At 68.6% G+C, this 21,334-nt stretch carries 37 protein-coding genes; 6 read left to right on the top strand and 31 right to left on the bottom strand.

Annotation, left to right across the window (positions count from 1 at the left end):
* Positions 1–48: 48 nt before the first annotated feature.
* From rpmJ to rpsJ, 26 genes are all read right to left on the bottom strand, one after another.
* A complete protein-coding gene (gene rpmJ / locus NFU81_RS04510) occupies positions 49–162 on the bottom strand; it encodes a 50S ribosomal protein L36 (protein ID WP_003956441.1) in 114 nt (37 codons plus the stop codon).
* A gap of 29 nt (positions 163–191) precedes the next feature.
* A complete protein-coding gene (gene infA, locus NFU81_RS04505) occupies positions 192–413 on the bottom strand; it encodes a translation initiation factor IF-1 (protein ID WP_003956442.1) in 222 nt (73 codons plus the stop codon).
* A 131-nt stretch (positions 414–544) separates the two neighbouring features.
* Positions 545–1,381 carry a type I methionyl aminopeptidase gene (gene map / locus NFU81_RS04500; protein WP_251485179.1) on the bottom strand — a complete coding sequence of 279 codons (837 nt, stop codon included), beginning with the start codon at positions 1,379–1,381 and terminating at the stop codon, positions 545–547.
* A gap of 123 nt (positions 1,382–1,504) precedes the next feature.
* On the bottom strand, positions 1,505–2,161 hold the full coding sequence (locus tag NFU81_RS04495; protein WP_251485178.1) for an adenylate kinase: 657 nt from the start codon (positions 2,159–2,161) through the stop codon (positions 1,505–1,507).
* The gene (gene secY / locus NFU81_RS04490) at positions 2,161–3,477 is read right to left on the bottom strand and encodes a preprotein translocase subunit SecY (RefSeq protein WP_251485177.1); all 1,317 of its coding nucleotides are present in this window, start codon (positions 3,475–3,477) and stop codon (positions 2,161–2,163) included. Before secY ends, NFU81_RS04495 begins: the two co-directional genes overlap by 1 nt.
* Positions 3,478–3,667: 190 nt before the next feature.
* Positions 3,668–4,120: a 50S ribosomal protein L15 gene (rplO, locus tag NFU81_RS04485; RefSeq protein ID WP_037946402.1), complete on the bottom strand. Its 453-nt coding sequence runs from the start codon at positions 4,118–4,120 to the stop codon at positions 3,668–3,670.
* A 2-nt stretch (positions 4,121–4,122) separates the two neighbouring features.
* Positions 4,123–4,305: a 50S ribosomal protein L30 gene (gene rpmD / locus NFU81_RS04480; protein WP_031524772.1), complete on the bottom strand. Its 183-nt coding sequence runs from the start codon at positions 4,303–4,305 to the stop codon at positions 4,123–4,125.
* Positions 4,305–4,910: a 30S ribosomal protein S5 gene (rpsE, locus tag NFU81_RS04475; RefSeq protein ID WP_031524774.1), complete on the bottom strand. Its 606-nt coding sequence runs from the start codon at positions 4,908–4,910 to the stop codon at positions 4,305–4,307. The genes rpmD and rpsE overlap by 1 nt, the downstream gene beginning before the upstream one ends.
* A 52-nt stretch (positions 4,911–4,962) precedes the next feature.
* Positions 4,963–5,346, bottom strand: a complete 384-nt coding sequence (gene rplR, locus NFU81_RS04470) for a 50S ribosomal protein L18 (protein WP_073492418.1) — start codon at positions 5,344–5,346, stop codon at positions 4,963–4,965.
* Positions 5,347–5,348: 2 nt separating this feature from the next.
* The gene (rplF, locus tag NFU81_RS04465) at positions 5,349–5,888 is read right to left on the bottom strand and encodes a 50S ribosomal protein L6 (protein ID WP_251485175.1); all 540 of its coding nucleotides are present in this window, start codon (positions 5,886–5,888) and stop codon (positions 5,349–5,351) included.
* A gap of 21 nt (positions 5,889–5,909) precedes the next feature.
* Positions 5,910–6,308 carry a 30S ribosomal protein S8 gene (gene rpsH / locus NFU81_RS04460; RefSeq protein ID WP_251485327.1) on the bottom strand — a complete coding sequence of 133 codons (399 nt, stop codon included), beginning with the start codon at positions 6,306–6,308 and terminating at the stop codon, positions 5,910–5,912.
* A 263-nt stretch (positions 6,309–6,571) separates the two neighbouring features.
* Positions 6,572–6,757, bottom strand: a complete 186-nt coding sequence (locus tag NFU81_RS04455; protein WP_033177806.1) for a type Z 30S ribosomal protein S14 — start codon at positions 6,755–6,757, stop codon at positions 6,572–6,574.
* A gap of 2 nt (positions 6,758–6,759) precedes the next feature.
* On the bottom strand, positions 6,760–7,320 hold the full coding sequence (gene rplE / locus NFU81_RS04450; protein WP_251485174.1) for a 50S ribosomal protein L5: 561 nt from the start codon (positions 7,318–7,320) through the stop codon (positions 6,760–6,762).
* Positions 7,320–7,643 (bottom strand): 50S ribosomal protein L24, encoded by a 324-nt coding sequence (rplX, locus tag NFU81_RS04445; protein ID WP_033177804.1) that lies wholly within the window; start codon positions 7,641–7,643, stop codon positions 7,320–7,322. The genes rplE and rplX overlap by 1 nt, the downstream gene beginning before the upstream one ends.
* Positions 7,644–7,646: 3 nt before the next feature.
* The gene (rplN, locus tag NFU81_RS04440; RefSeq protein WP_073492414.1) at positions 7,647–8,015 is read right to left on the bottom strand and encodes a 50S ribosomal protein L14; all 369 of its coding nucleotides are present in this window, start codon (positions 8,013–8,015) and stop codon (positions 7,647–7,649) included.
* Between the two features lie 112 nt (positions 8,016–8,127).
* Positions 8,128–8,415 (bottom strand): 30S ribosomal protein S17, encoded by a 288-nt coding sequence (rpsQ, locus tag NFU81_RS04435; protein ID WP_251485173.1) that lies wholly within the window; start codon positions 8,413–8,415, stop codon positions 8,128–8,130.
* The gene (gene rpmC, locus NFU81_RS04430) at positions 8,415–8,648 is read right to left on the bottom strand and encodes a 50S ribosomal protein L29 (RefSeq protein ID WP_033177802.1); all 234 of its coding nucleotides are present in this window, start codon (positions 8,646–8,648) and stop codon (positions 8,415–8,417) included. The genes rpsQ and rpmC overlap by 1 nt, the downstream gene beginning before the upstream one ends.
* Positions 8,648–9,067 (bottom strand): 50S ribosomal protein L16, encoded by a 420-nt coding sequence (gene rplP, locus NFU81_RS04425; RefSeq protein WP_033177801.1) that lies wholly within the window; start codon positions 9,065–9,067, stop codon positions 8,648–8,650. The genes rpmC and rplP overlap by 1 nt, the downstream gene beginning before the upstream one ends.
* A gap of 5 nt (positions 9,068–9,072) precedes the next feature.
* A complete protein-coding gene (rpsC, locus tag NFU81_RS04420) occupies positions 9,073–9,915 on the bottom strand; it encodes a 30S ribosomal protein S3 (RefSeq protein WP_251485170.1) in 843 nt (280 codons plus the stop codon).
* Complete coding sequence (gene rplV, locus NFU81_RS04415) at positions 9,915–10,262, bottom strand: 50S ribosomal protein L22 (protein ID WP_073492408.1); 348 nt, start codon at positions 10,260–10,262, stop codon at positions 9,915–9,917. Before rplV ends, rpsC begins: the two co-directional genes overlap by 1 nt.
* A gap of 44 nt (positions 10,263–10,306) precedes the next feature.
* Complete coding sequence (gene rpsS / locus NFU81_RS04410; RefSeq protein ID WP_033177798.1) at positions 10,307–10,588, bottom strand: 30S ribosomal protein S19; 282 nt, start codon at positions 10,586–10,588, stop codon at positions 10,307–10,309.
* Between the two features lie 12 nt (positions 10,589–10,600).
* Positions 10,601–11,437, bottom strand: coding sequence for a 50S ribosomal protein L2 (rplB, locus tag NFU81_RS04405; protein ID WP_251485168.1), 837 nt, complete (start codon positions 11,435–11,437; stop codon positions 10,601–10,603).
* 46 nt (positions 11,438–11,483) lie between these two features.
* Positions 11,484–11,825: a 50S ribosomal protein L23 gene (rplW, locus tag NFU81_RS04400; protein ID WP_251485166.1), complete on the bottom strand. Its 342-nt coding sequence runs from the start codon at positions 11,823–11,825 to the stop codon at positions 11,484–11,486.
* On the bottom strand, positions 11,825–12,481 hold the full coding sequence (rplD, locus tag NFU81_RS04395) for a 50S ribosomal protein L4 (RefSeq protein WP_251485164.1): 657 nt from the start codon (positions 12,479–12,481) through the stop codon (positions 11,825–11,827). The genes rplW and rplD overlap by 1 nt, the downstream gene beginning before the upstream one ends.
* 4 nt (positions 12,482–12,485) lie before the next feature.
* Entirely contained in the window at positions 12,486–13,130 is a 645-nt protein-coding gene (gene rplC, locus NFU81_RS04390; protein ID WP_251485160.1) for a 50S ribosomal protein L3, read from the bottom strand.
* A gap of 13 nt (positions 13,131–13,143) precedes the next feature.
* On the bottom strand, positions 13,144–13,452 hold the full coding sequence (rpsJ, locus tag NFU81_RS04385) for a 30S ribosomal protein S10 (RefSeq protein WP_014144312.1): 309 nt from the start codon (positions 13,450–13,452) through the stop codon (positions 13,144–13,146).
* Between the two features lie 518 nt (positions 13,453–13,970).
* On the opposite strand from rpsJ, the gene NFU81_RS04380 reads away from it, so the two are divergent.
* A complete protein-coding gene (locus NFU81_RS04380) occupies positions 13,971–14,444 on the top strand; it encodes a carboxymuconolactone decarboxylase family protein (RefSeq protein ID WP_251485157.1) in 474 nt (157 codons plus the stop codon).
* A 128-nt stretch (positions 14,445–14,572) separates the two neighbouring features.
* Here the strand turns inward: NFU81_RS04380 and NFU81_RS04375 are convergent, their stop codons facing one another.
* Positions 14,573–14,968, bottom strand: a complete 396-nt coding sequence (locus tag NFU81_RS04375; RefSeq protein WP_251485155.1) for a GlcG/HbpS family heme-binding protein — start codon at positions 14,966–14,968, stop codon at positions 14,573–14,575.
* A gap of 170 nt (positions 14,969–15,138) precedes the next feature.
* Here NFU81_RS04375 and NFU81_RS04370 point away from each other — a divergent pair, with 170 nt between their 5' ends.
* A complete protein-coding gene (locus tag NFU81_RS04370) occupies positions 15,139–15,837 on the top strand; it encodes a type 1 glutamine amidotransferase domain-containing protein (RefSeq protein WP_251485153.1) in 699 nt (232 codons plus the stop codon).
* On the opposite strand, the gene NFU81_RS04365 is transcribed toward NFU81_RS04370, so the two are convergent.
* Entirely contained in the window at positions 15,827–16,639 is an 813-nt protein-coding gene (locus NFU81_RS04365) for an isocitrate lyase/PEP mutase family protein (RefSeq protein ID WP_251485151.1), read from the bottom strand. The genes NFU81_RS04370 and NFU81_RS04365 overlap by 11 nt on opposite strands.
* Before the next feature lie 76 nt (positions 16,640–16,715).
* On the bottom strand, positions 16,716–17,195 hold the full coding sequence (locus NFU81_RS04360) for an NUDIX hydrolase (RefSeq protein WP_251485149.1): 480 nt from the start codon (positions 17,193–17,195) through the stop codon (positions 16,716–16,718).
* A 93-nt stretch (positions 17,196–17,288) separates the two neighbouring features.
* Here NFU81_RS04360 and cpt point away from each other — a divergent pair, with 93 nt between their 5' ends.
* The 4 genes from cpt to NFU81_RS04340 all read left to right on the top strand — a co-directional run bounded on the left by cpt (position 17,289) and on the right by NFU81_RS04340 (position 19,954).
* Positions 17,289–17,822 (top strand): chloramphenicol phosphotransferase CPT, encoded by a 534-nt coding sequence (gene cpt, locus NFU81_RS04355; RefSeq protein ID WP_251485147.1) that lies wholly within the window; start codon positions 17,289–17,291, stop codon positions 17,820–17,822.
* Positions 17,819–18,199, top strand: coding sequence for a hypothetical protein (locus tag NFU81_RS04350; RefSeq protein WP_251485145.1), 381 nt, complete (start codon positions 17,819–17,821; stop codon positions 18,197–18,199). The genes cpt and NFU81_RS04350 overlap by 4 nt, the downstream gene beginning before the upstream one ends.
* 352 nt (positions 18,200–18,551) lie before the next feature.
* The gene (locus NFU81_RS04345) at positions 18,552–18,983 is read left to right on the top strand and encodes a hypothetical protein (protein ID WP_251485142.1); all 432 of its coding nucleotides are present in this window, start codon (positions 18,552–18,554) and stop codon (positions 18,981–18,983) included.
* A gap of 101 nt (positions 18,984–19,084) precedes the next feature.
* Positions 19,085–19,954 carry a hypothetical protein gene (locus NFU81_RS04340; RefSeq protein ID WP_251485139.1) on the top strand — a complete coding sequence of 290 codons (870 nt, stop codon included), beginning with the start codon at positions 19,085–19,087 and terminating at the stop codon, positions 19,952–19,954.
* Between the two features lie 46 nt (positions 19,955–20,000).
* Here NFU81_RS04340 and NFU81_RS04335 read toward each other — a convergent pair whose 3' ends face one another.
* Positions 20,001–20,267 carry a DUF397 domain-containing protein gene (locus NFU81_RS04335; protein ID WP_251485136.1) on the bottom strand — a complete coding sequence of 89 codons (267 nt, stop codon included), beginning with the start codon at positions 20,265–20,267 and terminating at the stop codon, positions 20,001–20,003.
* On the bottom strand, positions 20,264–21,136 hold the full coding sequence (locus NFU81_RS04330) for a helix-turn-helix domain-containing protein (RefSeq protein WP_251485134.1): 873 nt from the start codon (positions 21,134–21,136) through the stop codon (positions 20,264–20,266). The genes NFU81_RS04335 and NFU81_RS04330 overlap by 4 nt, the downstream gene beginning before the upstream one ends.
* Between the last annotated feature and the right edge of the window lie 198 nt (positions 21,137–21,334).

Genomic DNA, 21,334 nt, shown 5'->3' with positions numbered 1-21,334 from the left:
GTGCGTCGCGCGAATCTCTGCGGCGGTGCAGAAGGTGCAGGTCGTGCGTCAGCCCTGGCGCTGCTTGTGGCGCAGGTTGTCGCAGATGACCATGACCCGGCCGTGGCGGCGGATCACCTTGCACTTGTCGCAGATCTTCTTGACGCTCGGCTTGACCTTCATGGGATGTCAGGTTCTCCGGGTCTTGAGATCTACTTGTATCGGTAGACGATCCGTCCGCGCGTCAGGTCGTAGGGAGACAGCTCCACGACGACCCGGTCATCCGGAAGGATACGGATGTAGTGCATCCGCATCTTGCCGCTGATGTGCGCGAGGACCTTGTGACCGTTCTGCAGCTCCACCTTGAACATGGCGTTCGGCAGAGACTCGATCACGGTGCCCTCGATTTCGATGGCGCCTTGCTTTTTGGCCATGTCCTGCTTTCGGGATCGGCTACCTTGATCGACTCTGGGCATGCCGGAAGACACGCGAGAGCCGACGTGTCAGTCTACGACACGGCCCCCGGAAAGACGAATCCACTGGTTATGCCCACGCCTCATGATCGTTACGCTGCCGGGTCGGGGGCGGTCGTGATGCCGAATTCGGCGAGCTTGGCGCGGCCGCCGTCCGGGGCGGTGAGCACCAGCGGGCCGTCCTCGGTCAGCGCGATGGTGTGCTCCCAGTGCGAGGACCAGGAGCCGTCGTCGGACTTGACCGTCCACTCGTCGTCCATGACGTGGGTGTGCGGGGAGCCGAGGGTGACCATCGGTTCGATCGCCAGGCACACCCCGGGGATGAGCTTGATGCCGCGGCCGCGCTTCTTGGTGACGTAGTTCAGCAGGTGCGGGTCCATGTGCATCTCGGTGCCGATGCCGTGGCCGCCGTACTCCTCGACGATGCCGTACTTGCCCGAGGCGGGGCGCGGCTGGCGGCGGATGTAGCCCTCGACGGCCCGGGAGATGTCCTCCAGCCGGTTGCCCTTGCGGAAGGCGGCGATGCCGGCCCACATGGACTCCTCGGTGACCCGGCTCAGCTCGGCCAGCTCGGGCGCGTGGCCGGTGCCGACCAGGCAGGTGAAGGCGGCGTCGCCGTGCCAGCCCTCCACGATGGCGCCGGCGTCGATGGCGATGATGTCGCCGTCCTTGAGCACGGTCTTGCGGTCGGGGATGCCGTGGACGACCACGTCGTTGACCGAGGTGCAGATGTTGCCGGGGAAGCCGCCGTAGCCGAGGAAGTTCGGCTTGGCGCCGTGGTCGGCGATGACCTTGGCGGCGATCTCGTCCAGGTCCTTGGTCGTGGCACCGGGCACGGCCGCCGCACGGGTCGCCTCGTGGATAGCCGCGACGACAAGACCGGCCCGCCTCATCGTGGCGATCTGCTCCGGGGTCTTGATCTCCACCATGCGGCTGACGCCTTCCTCACTTGCGGTCTGCGGGTACGGGGCACCCTGTGCCCGTTCAACGATACGGCCGTGGTGCCCCCGGGGGCACCACGGCCGTATGCCGTGCTGTCGTACTGCCGTGCGTCAGGCGGCGTCGCGCCTGAGTGCGTCCATCGCGCGCTGGGTGACCTCGGCCACCTTGCCGAGGGCCGGGATCGTCTGCACCAGGCCCTGCTGCTTGTAGTAGTCGATGATCGGCTCGGTCTCGCGGTGGTACACGTCGAGGCGGTTGCGCACCTTGTCCTCGGCGTCGTCGGGACGCTGGTACAGCTCACCGCCGCAGTCGTCGCACACGCCGGCCGCCTGCGGCTGGTTGTACTCGACGTGGAAGACGTGCGCGCTGTCGTTGCGGCACACCCGGCGGCCCGCGATCCGCTTGACGACCTCGTCCTCGGGGACCTCCAGGTCGAGGACCCCGTCGAGCGCGATGCCGTGCGAGGCCAGGTAGGCGTCCAGCGCCTGGGCCTGGCCGACGTTGCGCGGGAATCCGTCGAGCAGGAAGCCCCCGGCGGCGTCGGACTGGTTGAGCCGGTCCTCCGCCATACCGATGGTGACCTCGTCGGGGACCAGGTCCCCCGCGTCCATGTACGCCTTCGCCTGCTTGCCCAGCTCTGTGCCCTGGCTGATGTTGGCGCGGAACAGGTCGCCCGTGGAGATGTGCGGGATCGACAGGTTCTTGGCGAGGTACGCGGCCTGCGTCCCCTTGCCCGCGCCGGGCGGCCCGACCAGGACGATACGCATCAGCGGAGGAACCCTTCGTAGTTACGCTGCTGTAGCTGGCTCTCGATCTGCTTCACCGTCTCCAGACCGACACCCACGATGATCAGGATGCTGGTACCGCCGAGCGGGAAGTTGCCGTTGCTGCCGTTGAAGATCGCGATCGCGACCGTCGGCACGAGAGCGATGAGGCCCAGGTACAGCGCGCCTGGCCACGTGATGCGGTTCAGCACGTAACTCAGGTATTCGGCGGTGGGTCGGCCGGCGCGGATGCCCGGGATGAACCCACCATACTTCTTCATATTATCGGCGACTTCTTCGGGGTTGAACGAGATCGCGACGTAGAAGAAGGCGAAGAAGACGATCAGCAGGAAGTAGGCCGCCATGTACACCGGGTGGTCGCCCTTGGTGAAGTTGCGGCTGATCCATTGCGCCCAGCCCGAGGTCGAGCCCGAGAACTGCACGATCAGCGCCGGGATGTACAGCAGCGACGAGGCGAAGATGACCGGGATGACACCGGCCTGGTTCACCTTGAGCGGGATGTACGTCGAGGTGCCGCCGTAGGAGCGGCGCCCGATCATGCGCTTCGCGTACTGCACGGGGATGCGCCGTTGCGCCTGCTCGACGAAGACCACCAGGCCCACCATCGCCAGGCCGACCGCGAGGACCGCGAGGAACTCCACCCAGCCGTCGGCGATCGTGCCGGAGACCTTGATCGCCCACAGCGAGCCGGGGAAGCCGGCCGCGATGGAGACGAACATCAGGATCGACATGCCGTTGCCGATGCCGCGGTCGGTGACGAGCTCACCGAGCCACATGATCACCACGGTGCCGGCGGTCATCGTGGTGACCATCGTGATCGTGGTGAAGATCGACTGGTTCGGCACGATGGACCCGGCGTTGTTGCAGCCGGAGAACAGGCTGCCGGAGCGGGCGGTGGCCACCAGGCCGGTGCCCTGCAGCACGGCCAGAGCGACCGTCAGATACCGGGTGTACTGGGTGATCTTGGTGGTGCCGGCCTGGCCCTCCTTCTTGAGGGCCTCCAGACGCGGGATCACCACCGTCAGCAGCTGGAGGATGATGCTCGCCGTGATGTACGGCATGATCCCCAGCGCGAAGATCGTCAGCTGCAGCAGTGCGCCGCCACTGAACATGTTCACCAGCCCGAAGAGGCTGTTGTTGCCCTTCGTGTCCTTGATGCACTGGTTGACGACCGTGTAGTCGATGCCCGGCACCGGTACGTGCGCTCCGAGGCGGTAGACCACCACGATGCTCAGAGTGAACAGCAGCTTCTTGCGCAGGTCGGGCGTCCTGAACGCCCGTGCGAACGCGGTGAGCACGGTGCCTCCTGCACCCCCCGCGCGAGGGCGGAAGGACGGTTTATGAGGTAACTGACGACAGCAGCGTCGGTTAGCCTACCGGCGACTTAGCCCCGCAAGGAATGACCAACCGGGGAAGGAAAATCACAGGAACGAACGACCGGGGATGCCCAAGAGTTTCTGGGCATCCCCGGTCGTGTCGTCATCGGGCTCAGACGAGCTCGGTGACCGTGCCGCCGGCAGCGGCAATCTTCTCCTTGGCGGAGCCGGAAACCGCGTCAACGGTCACCTGAAGCGCCACGGAGACCTCGCCGGTGCCGAGCACCTTGACGAGCTGGTTCTTGCGCACCGCACCCTTGGCGACCAGGTCGGCCACGGTCACCTCGCCACCCTCCGGGTAGAGGGTCGCGAGCTTGTCCAGGTTGACGACCTGGAACTCGGTGCGGAACGGGTTCTTGAAGCCCTTGAGCTTCGGGAGGCGCATGTGGAGGGGCATCTGCCCGCCCTCGAAGCGCTCCGGAACCTGGTAGCGGGCCTTGGTGCCCTTGGTGCCACGACCGGCCGTCTTGCCCTTCGACGCCTCACCGCGACCCACACGGGTCTTCGCGGTCTTGGCGCCCGGGGCGGGACGCAGGTTGTGGATCTTGATCGGGTTGTCACCCATGATCAGTCGACCTCCTCGACCGTGACGAGGTGGCGGACGGTGTGGACCATGCCGCGGATCTCCGGGCGGTCCTCCTTGACCACGACGTCGTGCAGGCGCTTGAGCCCGAGCGAACGCAGGGTGTCACGGTGGTTCTGCTTGCTGCCGATGTAGGACTTGGTCTGCGTGACCTTGAGACGCGCCATCAGACACCGACCCCGGCTCGGGCGCGCAGCAGCGCGGCGGGCGCGACGTCCTCGATCGGCAGACCGCGGCGGGCCGCGATCTCCTCGGGCCGCTGAAGGCCCTGGAGCGCCGCCACCGTGGCGTGCACGATGTTGATCGCGTTGTCCGAGCCGAGGCTCTTGGACAGCACGTCGTGGATGCCCGCGCACTCCAGCACGGCACGCACCGGGCCACCGGCGATGACGCCGGTACCGGGGGAAGCCGGCTTGAGCAGGACGACGCCTGCAGCCTTCTCGCCCTGGATCGGGTGCGGGATGGTGCCCTGGATACGGGGGACCTTGAAGAAGTGCTTCTTGGCCTCCTCAACACCCTTGGCGATGGCGGCCGGCACCTCCTTGGCCTTGCCGTAGCCGACACCGACGGTGCCGTCGCCATCGCCCACCACGACCAGCGCGGTGAAGCTGAAGCGACGACCACCCTTCACAACCTTGGCGACGCGATTGATCGCGACGACACGCTCGACATAGGCGGTCTTCTCGGCCTGCTGGCCGCCGTCCCGCCGGTCCTTACGGTCCCGTCGCTCGCCGCCACCGGCACCGCTACCGCGGCGCTGGGGTCCAGCCATTGGAATTACCTCTCGATCCTTTTAGCGTTTCTCCGCTGAGTGACGGAACCGGCTAGAACTTCAGACCGGCTTCACGGGCGGCGTCCGCCAGGGCGGCGATGCGCCCCGCGTACTGGTTGCCGCCACGGTCGAACACGACAGCCTCGACGCCCTTGGCCTTCGCACGCTCGGCCACGAGCTGGCCGACCTGCTTCGCCTTGGCGCTCTTGTCGCCTTCGCCGCCGCGGATGGACGCGTCGAGGGTCGACGCCGACGCGAGCGTGTGGCCCGCGAGGTCGTCGATGACCTGCGCCACGATTCCCCGGTTGGAACGGGTCACGACCAGGCGCGGACGCTCGGTCGTGCCGGAGACGCGCTTGCGCACCCGGATGTGGCGCCGCTTGATCGCAGCGCTCTTGTAGGCCTTGCCCTTGGCGATCTTTACACCGAATGCCATGGCTACTTACCCGCCTTTCCGACCTTGCGGCGGATGACCTCGCCCGCGTACTTGACGCCCTTGGCCTTGTACGGGTCGGGCTTCCGCAGCTTGCGGATCTTCGCGGCGACCTCGCCGACCCTCTGCTTGTCGATGCCCTCGACGGAGAACTTCGTCGGGTTCTCGACCTTGAACGAGATCCCCTCGGGGGCCTCGACGAGGATCGGGTGGCTGTAGCCCAGGGCGAACTCCAGGTTGGAGCCCTTCGCCTGGACGCGGTAGCCGACACCGCTGATTTCGAGCTGCTTGCTGTAGCCCGCGGTCACGCCGGTGATCATGTTCGCCACCAGCGTGCGGGACAGGCCGTGCAGGGCCTTCGAGACACGCTCGTCGTTGGGGCGGGTGACGAGCAGAGTGCCGTCCTCGCCCTTGGCGATGTCGATCGGCGCGGCGACGGTGTGCGTGAGCGAGCCCTTGGGGCCCTTCACCGCAACCGTGCGGCCGTCGATGGTGACGTCCACTCCGGCGGGAACCGAGATGGGCAGCTTGCCGATGCGCGACATTGCTATACCTCGCTTTCCCGGTTACCAGACGTAGGCGAGGACTTCCCCACCCACGCCCTTCTTCTGAGCCTGCTGGCCGGTGAGCAGACCGTGCGACGTGGAGATGATCGCCACGCCGAGGCCGCCGAGCACCTTCGGCAGGTTGGTGGACTTCGCGTAGACCCGCAGACCCGGCTTGCTGATCCGCTTGATGCCGGCGATGGAACGCTGGCGCTCCGGGCCGAACTTCAGCTCGAGGGTGAGGTTCTTGCCGACCTCGGCGTCCTCGACCTTCCAGCCGGTGATGTAGCCCTCCTGCTGGAGGATCTCCGCGATGTGCGACTTGATCTTGCTGAACGGCATCACGACGTCGTCGTGGTACGCCGAGTTTGCGTTACGCAGACGGGTCAGCATGTCTGCGATGGGGTCGGTCATGGTCATGAGGTGGCCCTGGGCCTCTCTCGCCGGGGTTTCCTGGTGCTCCATCCCTCTCCCCCGGGCGAACCGGGGACGGGTGCGGTGCGGTGGACCTACGGCGTAGTAAGTCGATGCGGGCGGCGGGCGCCCAACCCTTCTACCCTACGGGAAGAAAGGGCGGGGTCCCGCCGTCCATCTGCTTACCGAGAGTTCCTGGTGATCCGATTCCAGCTGCCGGCCCGAAGAGCCGCCTTGAGGGGCGGTCGTCGGGCGGCGGGTGGAAGGAACTACCAGGAGCTCTTGGTCACGCCCGGCAGCTCGCCGCGGTGGGCCATCTCACGAAGGCACACACGGCACAGGCCGAACTTGCGGTAGACGGAGTGCGGCCGGCCACAGCGCTGGCAGCGGTTGTAACCGCGCACAGTGAACTTGGGCTTGCGAGCGGCCTTAGCGATCAGAGCCTTCTTCGCCACGGTCAGTTCTCCTTGAACGGGAAGCCGAGGTGACGAAGGAGGGCACGACCCTCGTCGTCGTTGGTCGCCGTGGTGACCACGGTGATGTCCATGCCCCGGACCCGGTCGATCTTGTCCTGGTCGATCTCGTGGAACATGACCTGCTCCGTGAGACCGAAGGTGTAGTTGCCCCGGCCGTCGAACTGCTTCGGCGACAGGCCGCGGAAGTCGCGGATACGCGGCAGCGCCAGCGACAGCAGCCGGTCCAGGAACTCCCACATGCGGTCGCCGCGCAGCGTGACGTGCGCACCGATCGGCTGACCCTCACGCAGCTTGAACTGCGCGATGGACTTGCGGGCCTTGGTGACCTGCGGCTTCTGGCCGGTGATCGTGGCGAGGTCGCGGATCGCGCCCTCGATCAGCTTGGAGTCGCGGGCGGCGTCGCCCACACCCATGTTGACCACGATCTTGGTCAGACCGGGGATCTGCATGACGTTCTCGTAGGAGAACTGGTCACGCATCTTGCCCGCGATCTCCTCGCGGTAGCGCGCCTTGAGACGCGGTGAAGTGGTGGTGGCAGTCATCAGATGTCCTCACCGGTCCGCTTGGCAACGCGGATCTTGTTGCCCTCGTCGTCGAAGCGGTAGCCGACGCGGGTCACGACCTTCTTGCCGTCCTTCTCAACAACCAGCTGCACGTTGCTGACGTGGACGGGCGCCTCGGTGGTGATGATGCCGCCGGTCTTCGAACCGCGGTCGGTCGCGCCGGCCTTGGTGTGCTTCTTGACCCGGTTGACACCCTCGACGAGGACGCGGTCCTGAGCGGGGTAGGCCACGATGACCTTGCCCTGCTTGCCCTTGTCCTTACCGGTGATGACCTGGACCAGGTCGCCCTTCTTGATCTTCATCGGTTACAGCACCTCCGGCGCGAGCGAGACGATCTTCATGAACTTCTTCTCGCGCAGCTCACGGCCGACGGGGCCGAAGATACGGGTGCCGCGGGGGTCGCCGTCGTTCTTGAGGATGACGGCGGCGTTCTCGTCGAACCGGATGTACGAGCCGTCGGCACGACGGCGCTCCTTGACAGTCCGGACGATGACCGCCTTGACGACCTCGCCCTTCTTCACGTTGCCACCGGGGATCGCGTCCTTGACGGTGGCGACGATGACGTCACCGATTCCCGCGTAGCGGCGACCCGAACCGCCGAGAACACGGATGCAAAGGATCTCCTTGGCACCGGTGTTGTCAGCAATACGGAGTCGCGACTCCTGCTGGATCACGTCTATCTCCTGTTTGTCGCGTCGGTTCCCGGCGGGGGGTCACCCTGGGGCGACCCCGCCGCCGAGCCTGACGGAACGGTCCTGAGCGGATACCCGCTCAGGGTTTGCTGGACTACTTGGCCTTCTCGAGGATCTCGACGACGCGCCACCGCTTCGTGGCGGAGGTCGGCCGGGTCTCCATCAGGAGGACCCGGTCGCCGATGCCGGCGGCGTTCTGCTCGTCGTGCGCCTTGAGCTTGTTCGTGCGGCGGATGACCTTGCCGTACAGGGCGTGCTTGACACGGTCCTCGACGGCCACGACGACGGTCTTGTCCATCTTGTCGCTGACCACCAGACCCTCACGGGTCTTGCGGAAACCGCGCTGCTCGGTGCTGGTCTCAGTCACGTTGTTCTCGCTCATCAGGCGCTCTCCACCGTCTCTACCGTCTCGATGCCCAGCTCGCGCTCACGCATGAGGGTGTAGATCCGGGCGATGTCCTTGCGGACGACCCTGAGCCGGCTGTTGTTCTCAAGCTGTCCCGTGGCCGCCTGGAAGCGGAGGTTGAACAGCTCCTCCTTGGCCTCACGCAGCTTGCCGACGAGTTCCTCGTCGCCCAGCTGGCGCAGCTCGGTCGCCTTGGTACCGGCCGCCATCACGACTCACCTGCCTCGCGCCGCACGATGCGGCACTTCATCGGAAGCTTGTGCGCGGCGCGGGTGAGCGCCTCGCGGGCAACCTTCTCGTTCGGGAAGGACAGCTCGAACATCACCCGACCGGGCTTGACGTTCGCGATCCACCACTCGGGGGAACCCTTACCGGAACCCATGCGGGTTTCGGCCGGCTTCTTGGTGAGCGGACGGTCCGGGTAGATGTTGATCCAGACCTTGCCGCCACGCTTGATGTGCCGGGTGATGGAGATACGAGCGGACTCGATCTGCCGGTTGGTCACATACGCGGGGGTGACGGCCTGCAGGCCGTACTCGCCGAACGCCAGCTCCGTGCCGCCCTTGGCCATGCCACGGCGGGTCGGGTGGTGCTGCTTGCGGTGCTTGACCCTACGGGGGATCAGCATGGTACTTAGCCTTCCGTTCCGGGGGTCTCCGCGGCCGGGACCTCAGCGGCAGGCGCGGCATCCGTCTTCGGAGCCTGGGCGCCTTCCGTCTGGGGACGACGGCCTCGGCCACCGCGCTCGCCACCGCGCTCGCCACCGCGACGCTGCGGACGCTCGTTGCCGCCACCACGGGCCGGACGGTTGCCCGCCCTGGCGGCCGCGTTGTCGGCACGGACCTCGGCGATGTTCTTGACATTGCCCTTGTAGATCCAGACCTTCACACCGATCCGGCCGAAGGTGGTCTTGGCCTCGAAGAAGCCGTAGTCCACGTTCGCCCGCAGCGTGTGCAGCGGGACCCGACCCTCGCGGTAGAACTCCGAGCGGGACATCTCGGCGCCGCCGAGACGGCCGCCGCACTGGATCTTGATGCCCTTGGCGCCGGCCTTCAGCGTGCCCTGCATGCTCTTGCGCATGGCACGGCGGAAGGAGACGCGGGAGGACAGCTGCTCGGCGACGGCCTGGGCCACCAGCTGAGCGTCCATCTCGGGGTTCTTGACCTCGAGGATGTTCAGCTGGACCTGCTTGCCGGTCAGCTTCTCCAGGTCGCCGCGGATACGGTCGGCCTCCGCGCCGCGGCGGCCGATGACGATGCCCGGACGCGCGGTGTGGATGTCGACGCGGACGCGGTCACGGGTGCGCTCGATCTCCACCTTGGAGATGCCCGCCCGCTCCATGCCCTGCGTCATCATCTTGCGGATGGCGACGTCTTCCTTGACGTAGTCCTTGTACAGCTTGTCGGCGTACCACCGGGACTTGAAGTCCGTGGTGATGCCGAGCCGGAACCCGTAAGGGTTAACCTTCTGGCCCATTACCGGGTCCCTTCCTTGCTGGCGACGACCACGGTGATGTGGCTGGTCCGCTTGCGGATCCGGTAGGCACGGCCCTGGGCGCGCGGCCGGAACCGCTTCAGGGTCGGACCCTCGTCCACGTACGCCTCGCTGATGTACAGCGACTCGGCGTCCGTGTGGTCGTAGTTGTGCGCGGCGTTGGCGATGGCGCTGTCCAGCACCTTGCCGACCGGCTCGCTCGCGGCCTGCGGGGTGAAACGCAGGACCGCCTGAGCCTCCGTGGCGTTCATGCCACGGATGAGGTCCACCACACGGCGGGCCTTCATGGGCGTGACGCGGATGTACCGCGCCTGGGCCCTGGCTTCCATGGTCGTCCCTTCAGTGTCTGTCTTCGTCACGGTTTTCAGCCCGCTCAGCGACGCCGCGACTTGCGGTCGTCCTTCTCGTGCCCGCGGAAGGTGCGGGTCGGTGCGAACTCGCCGAGCTTGTGGCCGACCATCGACTCAGTGACAAACACCGGGACGTGCTTACGGCCGTCGTGCACCGCGATCGTGTGGCCCAGCATCGCCGGGATGATCATCGAGCGGCGGGACCAGGTCTTGATGACGTTCTTGGTGCCTGCTTCGTTCTGGACGTCCACCTTCTTGATCAGGTGGTCGTCGACGAAGGGCCCCTTCTTGAGACTGCGCGGCATCTAAACCCGCTCCTAGCGCTTCTTGTTCGTCTTGCGGCGGCGGACGATGTACTTGCTGGACGCCTTCTTCGGCGAGCGAGTACGACCTTCCTTCTGACCCCAGGGCGAGACCGGGTGGCGACCACCGGAGGTCTTGCCCTCACCACCACCGTGCGGGTGGTCCACCGGGTTCATGGCGACACCGCGGACGGTCGGGCGAACGCCCTTCCACCGCATGCGGCCGGCCTTGCCCCAGTTGATGTTCGACTGCTCGGCGTTGCCGACCTCGCCGATGGTGGCGCGGCAGCGGACGTCGACCATCCGGACCTCGCCGGACGGCATACGAAGGGTGGCCATGTTGCCCTCCTTCGCCAGCAGCTGGACCGAAGCGCCCGCGGAGCGGGAGATCTTCGCGCCGCCACCGGGCCGCAGCTCGATCGCGTGGATCGTGGTACCGACCGGGATGTTGCGCAGCGGCAGGTTGTTGCCCGGCTTGATGTCGGCGTTGGCGCCGTTCTCGATCCGGTCGCCCTGCTGGAGCTTCGCGGGGGCGAGGATGTAGCGCTTCTCGCCGTCCGCGTAGTGCAGCAGCGCGATGCGCGCGGTGCGGTTGGGGTCGTACTCGATGTGCGCGACCTTGGCGGGCACGCCGTCCTTGTCGTGCCGACGGAAGTCGATGACACGGTAGGCGCGCTTGTGGCCACCACCCTGGTGGCGAACGGTCACACGACCGGCGTTGTTACGGCCGCCCTTGCTGTGCAGCGGGCGGACCAGCGACTTCTCCGGCGTGGACCGCGTGATCTCGACAAAGTCGGCGACGCTGGAGCCACGACGGCCCGGGGTCGTCGGCTTGTACTTGCGGATACCCATTTCTCAGTCCTCGGATGATTCCGGACTTCTGAACGGCCAGTCTCCGTTAGGAGACCGGGCCGCCGAAGATGTCGATTCGGTCGCCCTCGGCGAGGGTCACGATGGCGCGCTTGGTGTTGGCGCGCTTGCCGAAACCGGTGCGGGTGCGCTTGCGCTTGCCCTGCCGGTTGATCGTGTTGACCCCGGTGACCTTGACCTGGAAGACCGTCTCGACGGCCTGCTTGATCTGGGTCTTGTTGGCGCGCGGGTCGACGACGAAGGTGTACTTGTTCTCGTCGAGCAGCGCGTAGCTCTTCTCCGAGACGACCGGCTTGATCAGCAGGTCGCGCGGGTCAAAGAACGTCTTGCTGGTGACCGTCGTCACTGCGGCGTCGTTCACTTCGCTCATCAGGCTTCGCTCCCTTCGAGCTCGGCCTCGTCGACACCGGCGCCGGTGAAGCGGTCGAACGCGCCCTTGGTGAAGACCACGTCGTCGGAGACGAGCACGTCGTACGTGTTCAGCTGACCGGCGTCCAGGATGTGCACCTGGGGCAGGTTGCGTGCGGACAGCCACGCGGCCTCGTCGGCCCGCTCGATGACCAGGAGCACGTTCTTGCGCTCACTGATCTTGCCGAGCAGCGTCTTGGCGGCCTTCGTGGACGGCGTCCCACCCTCGATCACGCCGGTGACGACGTGAATGCGGTTGTGGCGCGCCCGGTCGGTCAGGGCACCGCGCAGGGCGGCCTTGACCATCTTCTTCGGGGTGCGCTGCGAGTAGTCGCGCGGTACCGGACCGTGGACGACGCCACCGCCGGCGAACTGCGGCGCGCGGGTCGAGCCCTGGCGGGCACGACCGGTGCCCTTCTGGCGGTACGGCTTGCGGCCACCACCGCGGACCTCGCCACGCGTCTTGACCTTGTGCGTGCCCTGACGGGCGGCGGCCAGCTGCGCGACGACGACCTGGTGGATCAGCGGGATGCTGACCTTGGCGTCGAAGATCTCGGCCGGAAGCTCAACGGTCCCGGTCGTGTCGCCCGCGGGCGACAGGATGTCAATGGTGCTCATATCCTCAAGCCCCCTTGGCCGCGGTGCGGACCAGGACGAGGCCGCCGTTCGGACCCGGGATAGCGCCCTTGATGAGCAGCAGTCCCTTCTCCGCGTCAACGGCGTGGACGGTCAGGTTCTGAGTGGTGACCCGCTCGTTGCCCATACGGCCCGCCATGCGCATGCCCTTGAAGACACGCCCAGGGGTGGCGCAGCCGCCGATGGAACCCGGCGAGCGGTGCTTGCGCTGGACGCCGTGGCCGGCGCCGAGGCCCTTGAAGTTGTGACGCTTCATGACACCGGCGAAGCCCTTGCCCTTGCTCTTGCCGGTCACGTCGACCTTGATACCGGCCTCGAACACCTCAGCGGTGATCTCCTGGCCGAGCGTGTACTCGGCCGCGTCGGCGGTACGCAGCTCCACCAGGTGGCGGCGCGGGGTGACGTCGGCCTTGGCGAAGTGGCCCTTGAGGGGCTTGTTCACCTTGCGAGGGTCGATCTCGCCGAAGGCGAGCTGGACCGACTCGTAGCCGTCGCCGTCGTTCGTACGGACCTGGGTCACGACGTTCGGGCCGGCCTTGACCACGGTCACAGGGACGACACGGTTGTTCTCGTCCCAGACCTGGGTCATGCCGAGCTTCTCGCCCAGGATGCCCTTGATCTGCTTGGTCATCTGTCCGCGCCTCTCAGAGCTTGATCTCGATGTCGACGCCGGCCGGAAGGTCCAGGCGCATCAACGAGTCAACGGTCTTGGGCGTCGGGTCGAGGATGTCGATCAGGCGCTTGTGCGTGCGCATCTCGAAGTGCTCGCGCGAGTCCTTGTACTTGTGCGGCGACTTGATGACGCAGTACACGTTCTTCTCAGTGGGCAGCGGCACCGGGCCCGCGACCTGCGCACCAGTACGCGTCACCGTCTCGACGATCTTCTTCGCCGAGGAGTCGATGACTTCGTGGTCGTAGGCCTTGAGCCGGATGCGGATCTTCTGTCCCGCCATGGCTACTCCGTAGTCCTTGTCTCTATTCAGCTCCGGCATCCGCTTGCTCCGACCCACGCGGTCGGGCGTGTCGCGCCCCTCGTCATGGTTTTCCGCATGCGGAATTCCCTGACCAGGGGGTTGCGTGGGAGAAATCACCCACCGGATGCCTGGTCGGAGCCGCACTGACACTTCCCGGAAGATTCCCGTACGTCCGCCCCAGCGCTGCCCACCAGGGCAGTTAGGGCGACGAGTACCGTGGGACTCGCTTCCGGTCCTCCCGACGGGAGGCGCGCAGCATCGGCGCTCGACCGAGCAACTTGGGTAGTCTGCCATACGGGCCGCACCCGGCGCCAATCGAGCCGGGTAGCTTACCCCTCCGCAGTGGGGGCGCAAACGCGGGCGGCATCCGGCCCAGCGGCACCGGTGCAACTGTGCCGAGAAACCCCCGAAAGGGGTAATCGACGCGTTTGCCGTCACATGCGGCCGAGCCGGGTTGTCATACAGGTGTCAGACCAGTACGACGCAAGGACACCACCATGAACCCTCGCATCAATGTCCTCGACACTCCGATGGTCGCCAGCTCCCTCAAGCACATCACCAGCGCCGGCCGCGGCCTGAAGGGCTCGACGGTGCCGCAGGCCACCCAGGAACTGGTACGCATCCGGGCCAGCCAGATCAACGGCTGCGGCTTCTGCCTCGACATGCACACCAAGGACGCGGCGGCGGCCGGGGAGACCCCCGAGCGCCTGCACATGGTCGCGGCCTGGCGCGAGTCCACCGCCTTCACCGACGCCGAGCGCGCCGCCCTGGAGCTGGCCGAGCAGGGCACCCGTATCTCGGAGAACCCCGGCGGCGTCACGGACGAGGCGTGGGAGAACGCGGCCAAGCACTTCGACGAGCACGAGCTGGCGGCGCTGGTCGGCATGATCGCCGTCATCAACGCCTTCAACCGGATGAACGTCATGGTCCGGCAGCCTGCCGGCGCGTACCAGCCGGGCATGTTCGACTGAGCGGCCCGACCGCGGTGGCGCCCCCGGGGGTACCTGGGGGGGCGGACCCCGCGGGCGCCTCACCGGCCCGATCCACGGGCGGGTGTACGGCCGTCCCGCCGGCCTCCCGGCAGGCAGGACGGCCGCGCTCAGACGAGGCACGCCTCGGCGACCACCGTGTCCTCGGACACCTGCCCTCCCGACACTCCGACCGCCCCGATCACCCGGCCGTCCGCCGCGACGACGGGGAGACCGCCGCCGAAGCTCACCAGGCCGCCGTTGGTGACCTCGACGTTGTAGAGGTCACCGCCCGGCTGGGACAGCTCGCCGATCGCCGCCGTCGGCATCTTGAAGAACGCGGCGGTCCTGGCCTTCCTGATGGCGATGTCGATGGAGCCCAGCCAGGCGTCCTCCATCCGGGAGAAGTGGAGCAGGTGACCGCCGGCGTCCACGACGGCGATGTTCATCGCCACCCCCATCTCGGCGGCCTTGGCAAGGCCGGCCGCCGTGCGGTCCTCGGCTTCCTGCAACGTCAGGGCACTCACTGTCGTCGGTCCTCTCGGGTTGTCGGGCGCGGAGCCGGCCGATGCCCGGCGACCGGGTGGCAGGTGCCGGCCGGTGGTCGCCATGCAGGCGGGTGTACTGGTGCATAACATGACGAAAGGGGTATTAATCGCGCCAAACGGATGAAATGAGCCGAGGAGGCGACTGTGTAATGGCGAAAGTCCTGTTCATCGTGAGCGGAGCCACCTACTGGGTGCTGAAGGACGGCACCAGGTACGCCACGGGTTACTGGGCCGAGGAGTTCGCGAACCCCTACAAGATCCTCACGGACGCCGGGCACTCGGTCGTCGTCGCCACACCGGGCGGCACCACCCCGAACGTCGACATGATGAGCCTGCGCCCCTCCATGGCCGGCGGCGAGCAGGGCGCACTCGACCTGGAGGCGATCATCCGGGACGCCGAAGTGATGCGGCGCCCGCTGCAGCTGTCCGACGTGCGCCTGGAGGACTACGACGCCGTGTACCTGCCCGGCGGCCACGGCCCGATGGCGGACCTGGCGTTCGACGCCGACGCAGGGCGCCTGCTCACCGCCCAGCTGGAGTCGGGGAATCCGCTGTTCATCGTGTGCCACGCACCGGCCGCGCTGCTGGCCACCCGCATCCACGGCGTCTCGCCCTTCAAGGGCTACAAGGTCACCGGCTTCACCAACGAGGAGGAGGAGGGCGTCGGCCTGGCCCCCCGGGCGACCTGGCTGCTGGAGACCGACCTGAAGGAGAAGGTGGAGGTCGACTACAGCCGCGGCCCGATCTGGGAGCCGTACATGGTCGAGGACCGCAACCTCGTCACCGGCCAGAACCCGCACTCCGCCGCGGTGCTGGGCAAGCGGATGCTGGAGATCCTCAAGAAGTGAGCAGCGCGTTCAGCTCGGGGAAGGGGATGCCCCCGGCGAGCGCGGTGTAGCCGCCGGATGCGGCCAGCTCGGTTGCGGCGCGGCGGGCGACGGCGTACGCGGCCTCCGCCACCGCGGAGCCGAGGCTCACCCTGGCCACCCCGAGGGCGCCGAGCTCGGCGACGGCCGGGGAGCCAGGCCCGGCCAGGATGTTCAGCGGTACGGGGATGTCCGCGGCCAGCGCGGCAATGACGTCGGGGTCGGCGACCCCGGGCACGAAAACACCGTCCGCACCTGCGTCGGCGTACCGACGTGCCCGGTCCAGGGTGTCCGCGAGCCGGGTCTCCGGGTCGCCGAGCCCCAAGAGGTACGTGTCGACGCGGGCGTTGACGAAAAGGCCGGCGCCCGCCTTGTCCGCCGCCCGGCGCACCGCTCCCAGCCGCTCGACCAGCTCCCCCGGCGCGCGGGTCCCGTCCTCGATGTTGACGCCGACGGCACCCGCCTCGATCACGCCTGCGGCCGTCTCCTCGACGCCGTCCGCGTCCTGCCCGTACCCGCCTTCGATGTCCGCGCTGACCGGCACCGCCACGGCGGCGGTGATCCGCGTGATCAGCCCGAGCGCCTGCGCGCGGCCGAGCGCGTCACCGTCCGGCGCGCCCAGCGACCAGGCGACCCCCGCGCTGGTCGTGGCGATCGCCGGGGCGCCCGCGGCCTCGATGATCCGGGCGCTCGCGACGTCCCAGGCGTTGGCGAGCGCGAGCGGCGCGGTGCCGCTGTGCAGCGCGCGGAAGAGCCGGGCCTTGTCCTGCTGTGCAGTGATCATGCGAGCAGTCAACCGCAGGCCGCGGCCGTTCTCCGGCGGGAATCCGACATCAGCGTCCGGACGCCGTACGTCCCTGTCAGGACGGGACGAAGCCGAGGTCGACCGGGGCCGCGGGGGCGCCAGTGGCCTCGACGGCGGCGAGCAGGGCCGGGAGTTGGGGCGGCCACAGGGCCTCGGTCGTCGCGGCCAGTTCCGCCGGGGGCCACCAGCGGCCGTGCTGGATGCGGTCCGCCGCGTGGGCGGCGGCCACGTCGCCCTGGAGGTCCCGGTGCGGCCCGTACGCGAGGAAGATGTGCTCGTACTGGCGTACCGGCACGTCGACCCGGGTGAAGTCGTGCTCCCACCGGCACAGCACGGGTCCGAGGCCGAGGTCGGTCCAGCCGGTCTCCTCGCGCAGCTCCCGCAGCGCCGCCTGCTCGGGCGTCTCGCCGGGGTCGATGCCCCCGCCGGGCATCGCCCAGTGGACGCCGACCTCCGGGTTGTCGTAGCGGAACATGAAGACCGCCCCCACGGGGTCGAGCACGGCAACTCGGGCCGCCTGCCTGGGTATACGCATCACCCCACCCTGCCAGAGCGGATGGCGCAGCCGGTGCCGGGACGCGTGAAAAAGGCTTTCCGGTCACCGCGGCGGCGTCGTTACCGTGACCCGGTGACGACTCAGGTGATCGTGCTCAACGGCGGTTCCAGCTCTGGCAAGTCCACGCTTGCCCGCAGCCTCCAGACGGTGCTGCCCGACCCCTGGCTGACCTTCGGCGTGGACGACTTCGTCGACGCGCTGCCCGCGGCCCTGCTGTCCTCGGACGCGGGCATCGCCTTCGCCTCCGACGGCGGCGTGACGGTCGGCCCCGCCTTCCGCGCGCTGGACACGGCCTGGGTCACCGGGATCGCCGCGATGGCCCGTGCGGGCGCGCACGTCATCGTCGACGAGGTCTTCCTCGGCGGCGCCGACTCCCAGGACCGCTGGCGCCGCGCCCTCGGCGACCTGCCGACCCTGTGGGTCGGCGTCCACTGCGACCCTGCGGCCGCCACCGCCCGCGAGACGGCCCGCGGCGACCGTACGCCCGGCATGGCGGCGCTCCAGGCGGAGCTCGTCCACCGGGGCGTGGCGTACGACCTGGAGGTCGACACCACGGACGCCCATCCGGCGGCCGTCGCAGGGATCATCGCGGCGGCCGCCGCATGAGCCGCAGCGAGCGCAAGGCCCGCCGCCTGCTCGTCGGCGACGACACGTACCTGTGGTCGGTGGGCCACAGCCACCAGCTGCCCGAGGGCGGCGGCTACCTGGACTGCACCGAGTCCGTCGTCCTGCGCCGGTACGGTGCCCGCGGCCGGCTCGTGGTCGTCTTCGCGTCCGGTCCCGGCCGCTACGTCCCCGACGGCATCCTCCAGTCCGGCGCGGTCGGCACGGACGAGGGCTTCCTCAACCTGTACGAGCCCGGCACCGCCCGCGCCCTCCTCGACGAGGCCCTCGCCCAGGGCTGGGACCCCGACGATCCCCCCGCCCTCACCCTCGACGGCTGGACCCTCCTCCCGACGATCCGCTCCCGCCGCATGCCCTGAGCCCGCCCTTGGGCGAGCGTTTTTCAGGGGCGCGAGGAACTGCGCGACCAGCCCACCGCCGGGGCGCGGGTCGCCACCGACCCAAAGGGGCTCCTCGGTCCGGAGACGGACCACCGGACGGTGACGAGCTGAGCGCGCAGTCCCTCGCGCCCCCGGTGGGCACCCTCTACCGCAGAGGGCGAGCGTCTTTCAGGAGCGCGGGGAACTGCGCGACCAGCCCCCACCGGAGGGGCGGGTCGCCACCGACCCAAAGGGGCACTTCCGTTCGGAGACGGACCAACCGCCGGAGGCGATGAGCGGGGGATACCCGGGGCGGGTATCGTTCGCCGGGGGCGGACCGGAAGGGGCAAGCGTGGCCAGCAAGGCGAAGCGCCGGGGCGCAACCCGGCTCCTTGCCGCATGCGCCGTGCTGTTCGGCCTGTTCCTGATGCACGGCACCCCCGCAAGCGCAGCGCAAGGCTGCCACGGCGCCATGCCGGCGATATCCGCGATGTCCGCGCCGATGGCGGACGCACCCCACCTTCCGGTGACGGCCGCGCCGATGGCGGACGCAGCCCACTCCCCCGCGACAGCCGGGCACCGCACCGCGGACGCCCCCGGGATGCCCGGGGCGGTGTGCGTCGCGACCCCGGCCCACGAGCGGCTCCACCTGCCCGCGCCCGCCCTGCTCGCCGTGGCCCTCATCGCGCTGGGCGCCTGGGCCGCGCCCCCCGCCCGGCGCCGCGGGCCGCCGCCCGCAAGCGGGCGACCACTCCTGCTCCAGGTGTGCATCGCACGGACGTGACAGGCACCCCCGCGTAACGGCTCCCGCCGGAACCGCGGCCCGTGTCCTGCCCTTCCGCGCGCCACCGGCGTGGTGCGCCCACCCGGAAAGACGACTGCCCCATGTCCACCAGCACACGATTCGCCCTGCTCGCAGCAGCGGGCCTCGCCCTGACGCTGACCGCCTGCGGCCACTCCTCCACGGCCCACAGCGCCATGGCGTCGGCGCCCGCCTCCGTATCCGCCGCACCCTCGGACGGCGGCATGCCCGGCATGGACCACATGGCACCCGGCACCGGCCTGTCCGCCACCGAGGACGGCTACGGCCTCACCGCCGAGGCGGCCACCCTGCCCGCCGGCCGGCCGACCCCGTACCGTTTCACCGTGACGGGCCAGAGCGGCAAGCCGGTCACCGACTTCACCGTCGAGCAGACCAAGCGCATGCACTTCTACGCCATCCGCTCCGACCTCACCGGCTTCCAGCACGTCCACCCGACGATGGCCGCCAACGGCACCTGGACCGCCGGCCTGGCCGCCCTCACCCCGGGCTCGTGGCGCATGTTCGCCTCGTTCACCCCGGTCAGCGGCAAGGACGTCGTCCTGTCGCTCCCGGTCACCGTGCCCGGCACGGCGACGAAGACGCCGTTGCCCGCCGCCGCGGGCAGCACGGAGGTCGACGGTTACACCGTCACCGTCACGGGCGATCCCATGGCGGGCATGACCGGCCCGCTCAACGTCACGGTCGCCAAGGCCGGAAAGCCGGTCACCGACCTCCAGCCGTACCTGGGCACGTACGCCCACCTCACGGCCTTCCACGAGGGCGACGCCGCCTTCGCCCACCTCCACCCGGTCACCGAGGCGACCGGCGACCGCGGCGGCCCGGACCTGGCCTTCCACGCCGACCTGCCCACGTCCGGCAACTGGCGGCTCTTCCTCCAGTTCCAGACGGGCGGCACGCTCCACACCGCCGTGGTGACCCTGCCGGTGGCCTGAGCACGCCGGGGCGCCGCCCACCCGGGCGGCGCCCCGCACTCCGTACTCAGACCTCGCGCGTCGCCGCGTACGCCAGGAACGAGGCCCAGGCCTCGGGCGTGAACGAGAAGCGGGGACCCTCCGGGTCCTTGGAGTCCCGAACCAGGATCGCGCCGGACGACGCGGCGACCTCGACGCAGTCGGGGCCGTCATTGCTGCTGTAGCTGCTCTTGACCCAGGCGACCTCGACGCAGTCGGGGCCGTCGTTCGTGCTGTAGCTGCTCTTGGTCCACCCCAGTGCGGAACCGGCTCCGGCAGAAGGCTTGAGGGTCATATCTCTCCCCGCAGTTTGTCGATGAAGGCCAGCGACTGGCGCGGCGTCAGGGCCTGGGCCCGGATCACGCCATACCGCATCTCCAGGACCTGGACCTCCTTCGGGTCGGAGATCACACGGCTGGTGAGCTGGACCTCGTTGTGCCCAACTGCCTTGCCAGTCTTGAGTTTCAGCACGCGCAGTGATCCTCCTAGCCCCGCGTGCTCCTCGGTCGCGGTGGGCATCACCTGGATCTCCACATGCCGCAACTTCCCGAGGTCCAGCAGGTGTTCGAGTTGGCGCCGCAGGACCATTCTGCCGCCGACCGGCCGTCGCAGTACCGCCTCTTCCTGGACGAAGGTCAGCAGCGGCGCGGGCCGCCGGTCGAAAATGCTCTGCCGGGCCATCCGCGCGGACACCAGCCGCTCGATCTCGTCTTGCGAGTACGCCGGTTGCCGCTGGCAGAAGTTCGCGAGGGCGTACTCCTCCGTCTGGAGAAGGCCGTGCACGACGGTGTTGCCGTACGCGCCCAGCTCGACCGCGTCGGCCTCAAGCTTGGCCAGATCCCGAACCTTCTTCGGGTAGCGCGCCTCCTCGACGTCCGGCTTCATGGCGGACAACTTCCCACCCGCGTCCAGGACGCGATCCGCGTTGTCGAGGAACGCCGGCTTCGGGACGCGGACGCCCCGCTCGACCTTGGAGACCATCTCCTCGCCGTAGCCGATGGCGGAGCCGAACTCCGCCTGAGTGAGGTTCGCGGCCTCGCGCCATGCCTTGATCTGGCGGCCGACCGTCTTCATGACGCTGGTGGAGTCGTCTTCCAGGCCGGAATCCCAGTCGGGACCGTCCGCGCCGTCCGTCGTGTAGTTCCTGCCCTCGCCTATCGTCATCGCGGCTCCCGCGTGGTAGTTCTGTGCGTACTACGCACGATAGACGCGGACATATGTGCGCGTCTCGGGAACTGACGGAAAGTCACCCGTTCCGGGGCGCCGGCGGCCCGTACAGAGCCGTACAGGCGGGCGCGGGGCCGGCCGCGCAGGCGGACAGGAGGCAACAGGGCGGCCTGCGGTGCTGGTCACGGGAGTGGC

The sequence above is a fragment of the Actinacidiphila cocklensis genome (genome assembly GCF_907177275.1).
Taxonomy (GTDB): Bacteria; Actinomycetota; Actinomycetes; order Streptomycetales; family Streptomycetaceae; genus Actinacidiphila; species Actinacidiphila cocklensis.
The sequence above is the reverse complement of the archived record's forward strand: the minus strand, read 5'-3'. Positions and strand labels throughout refer to the sequence as shown.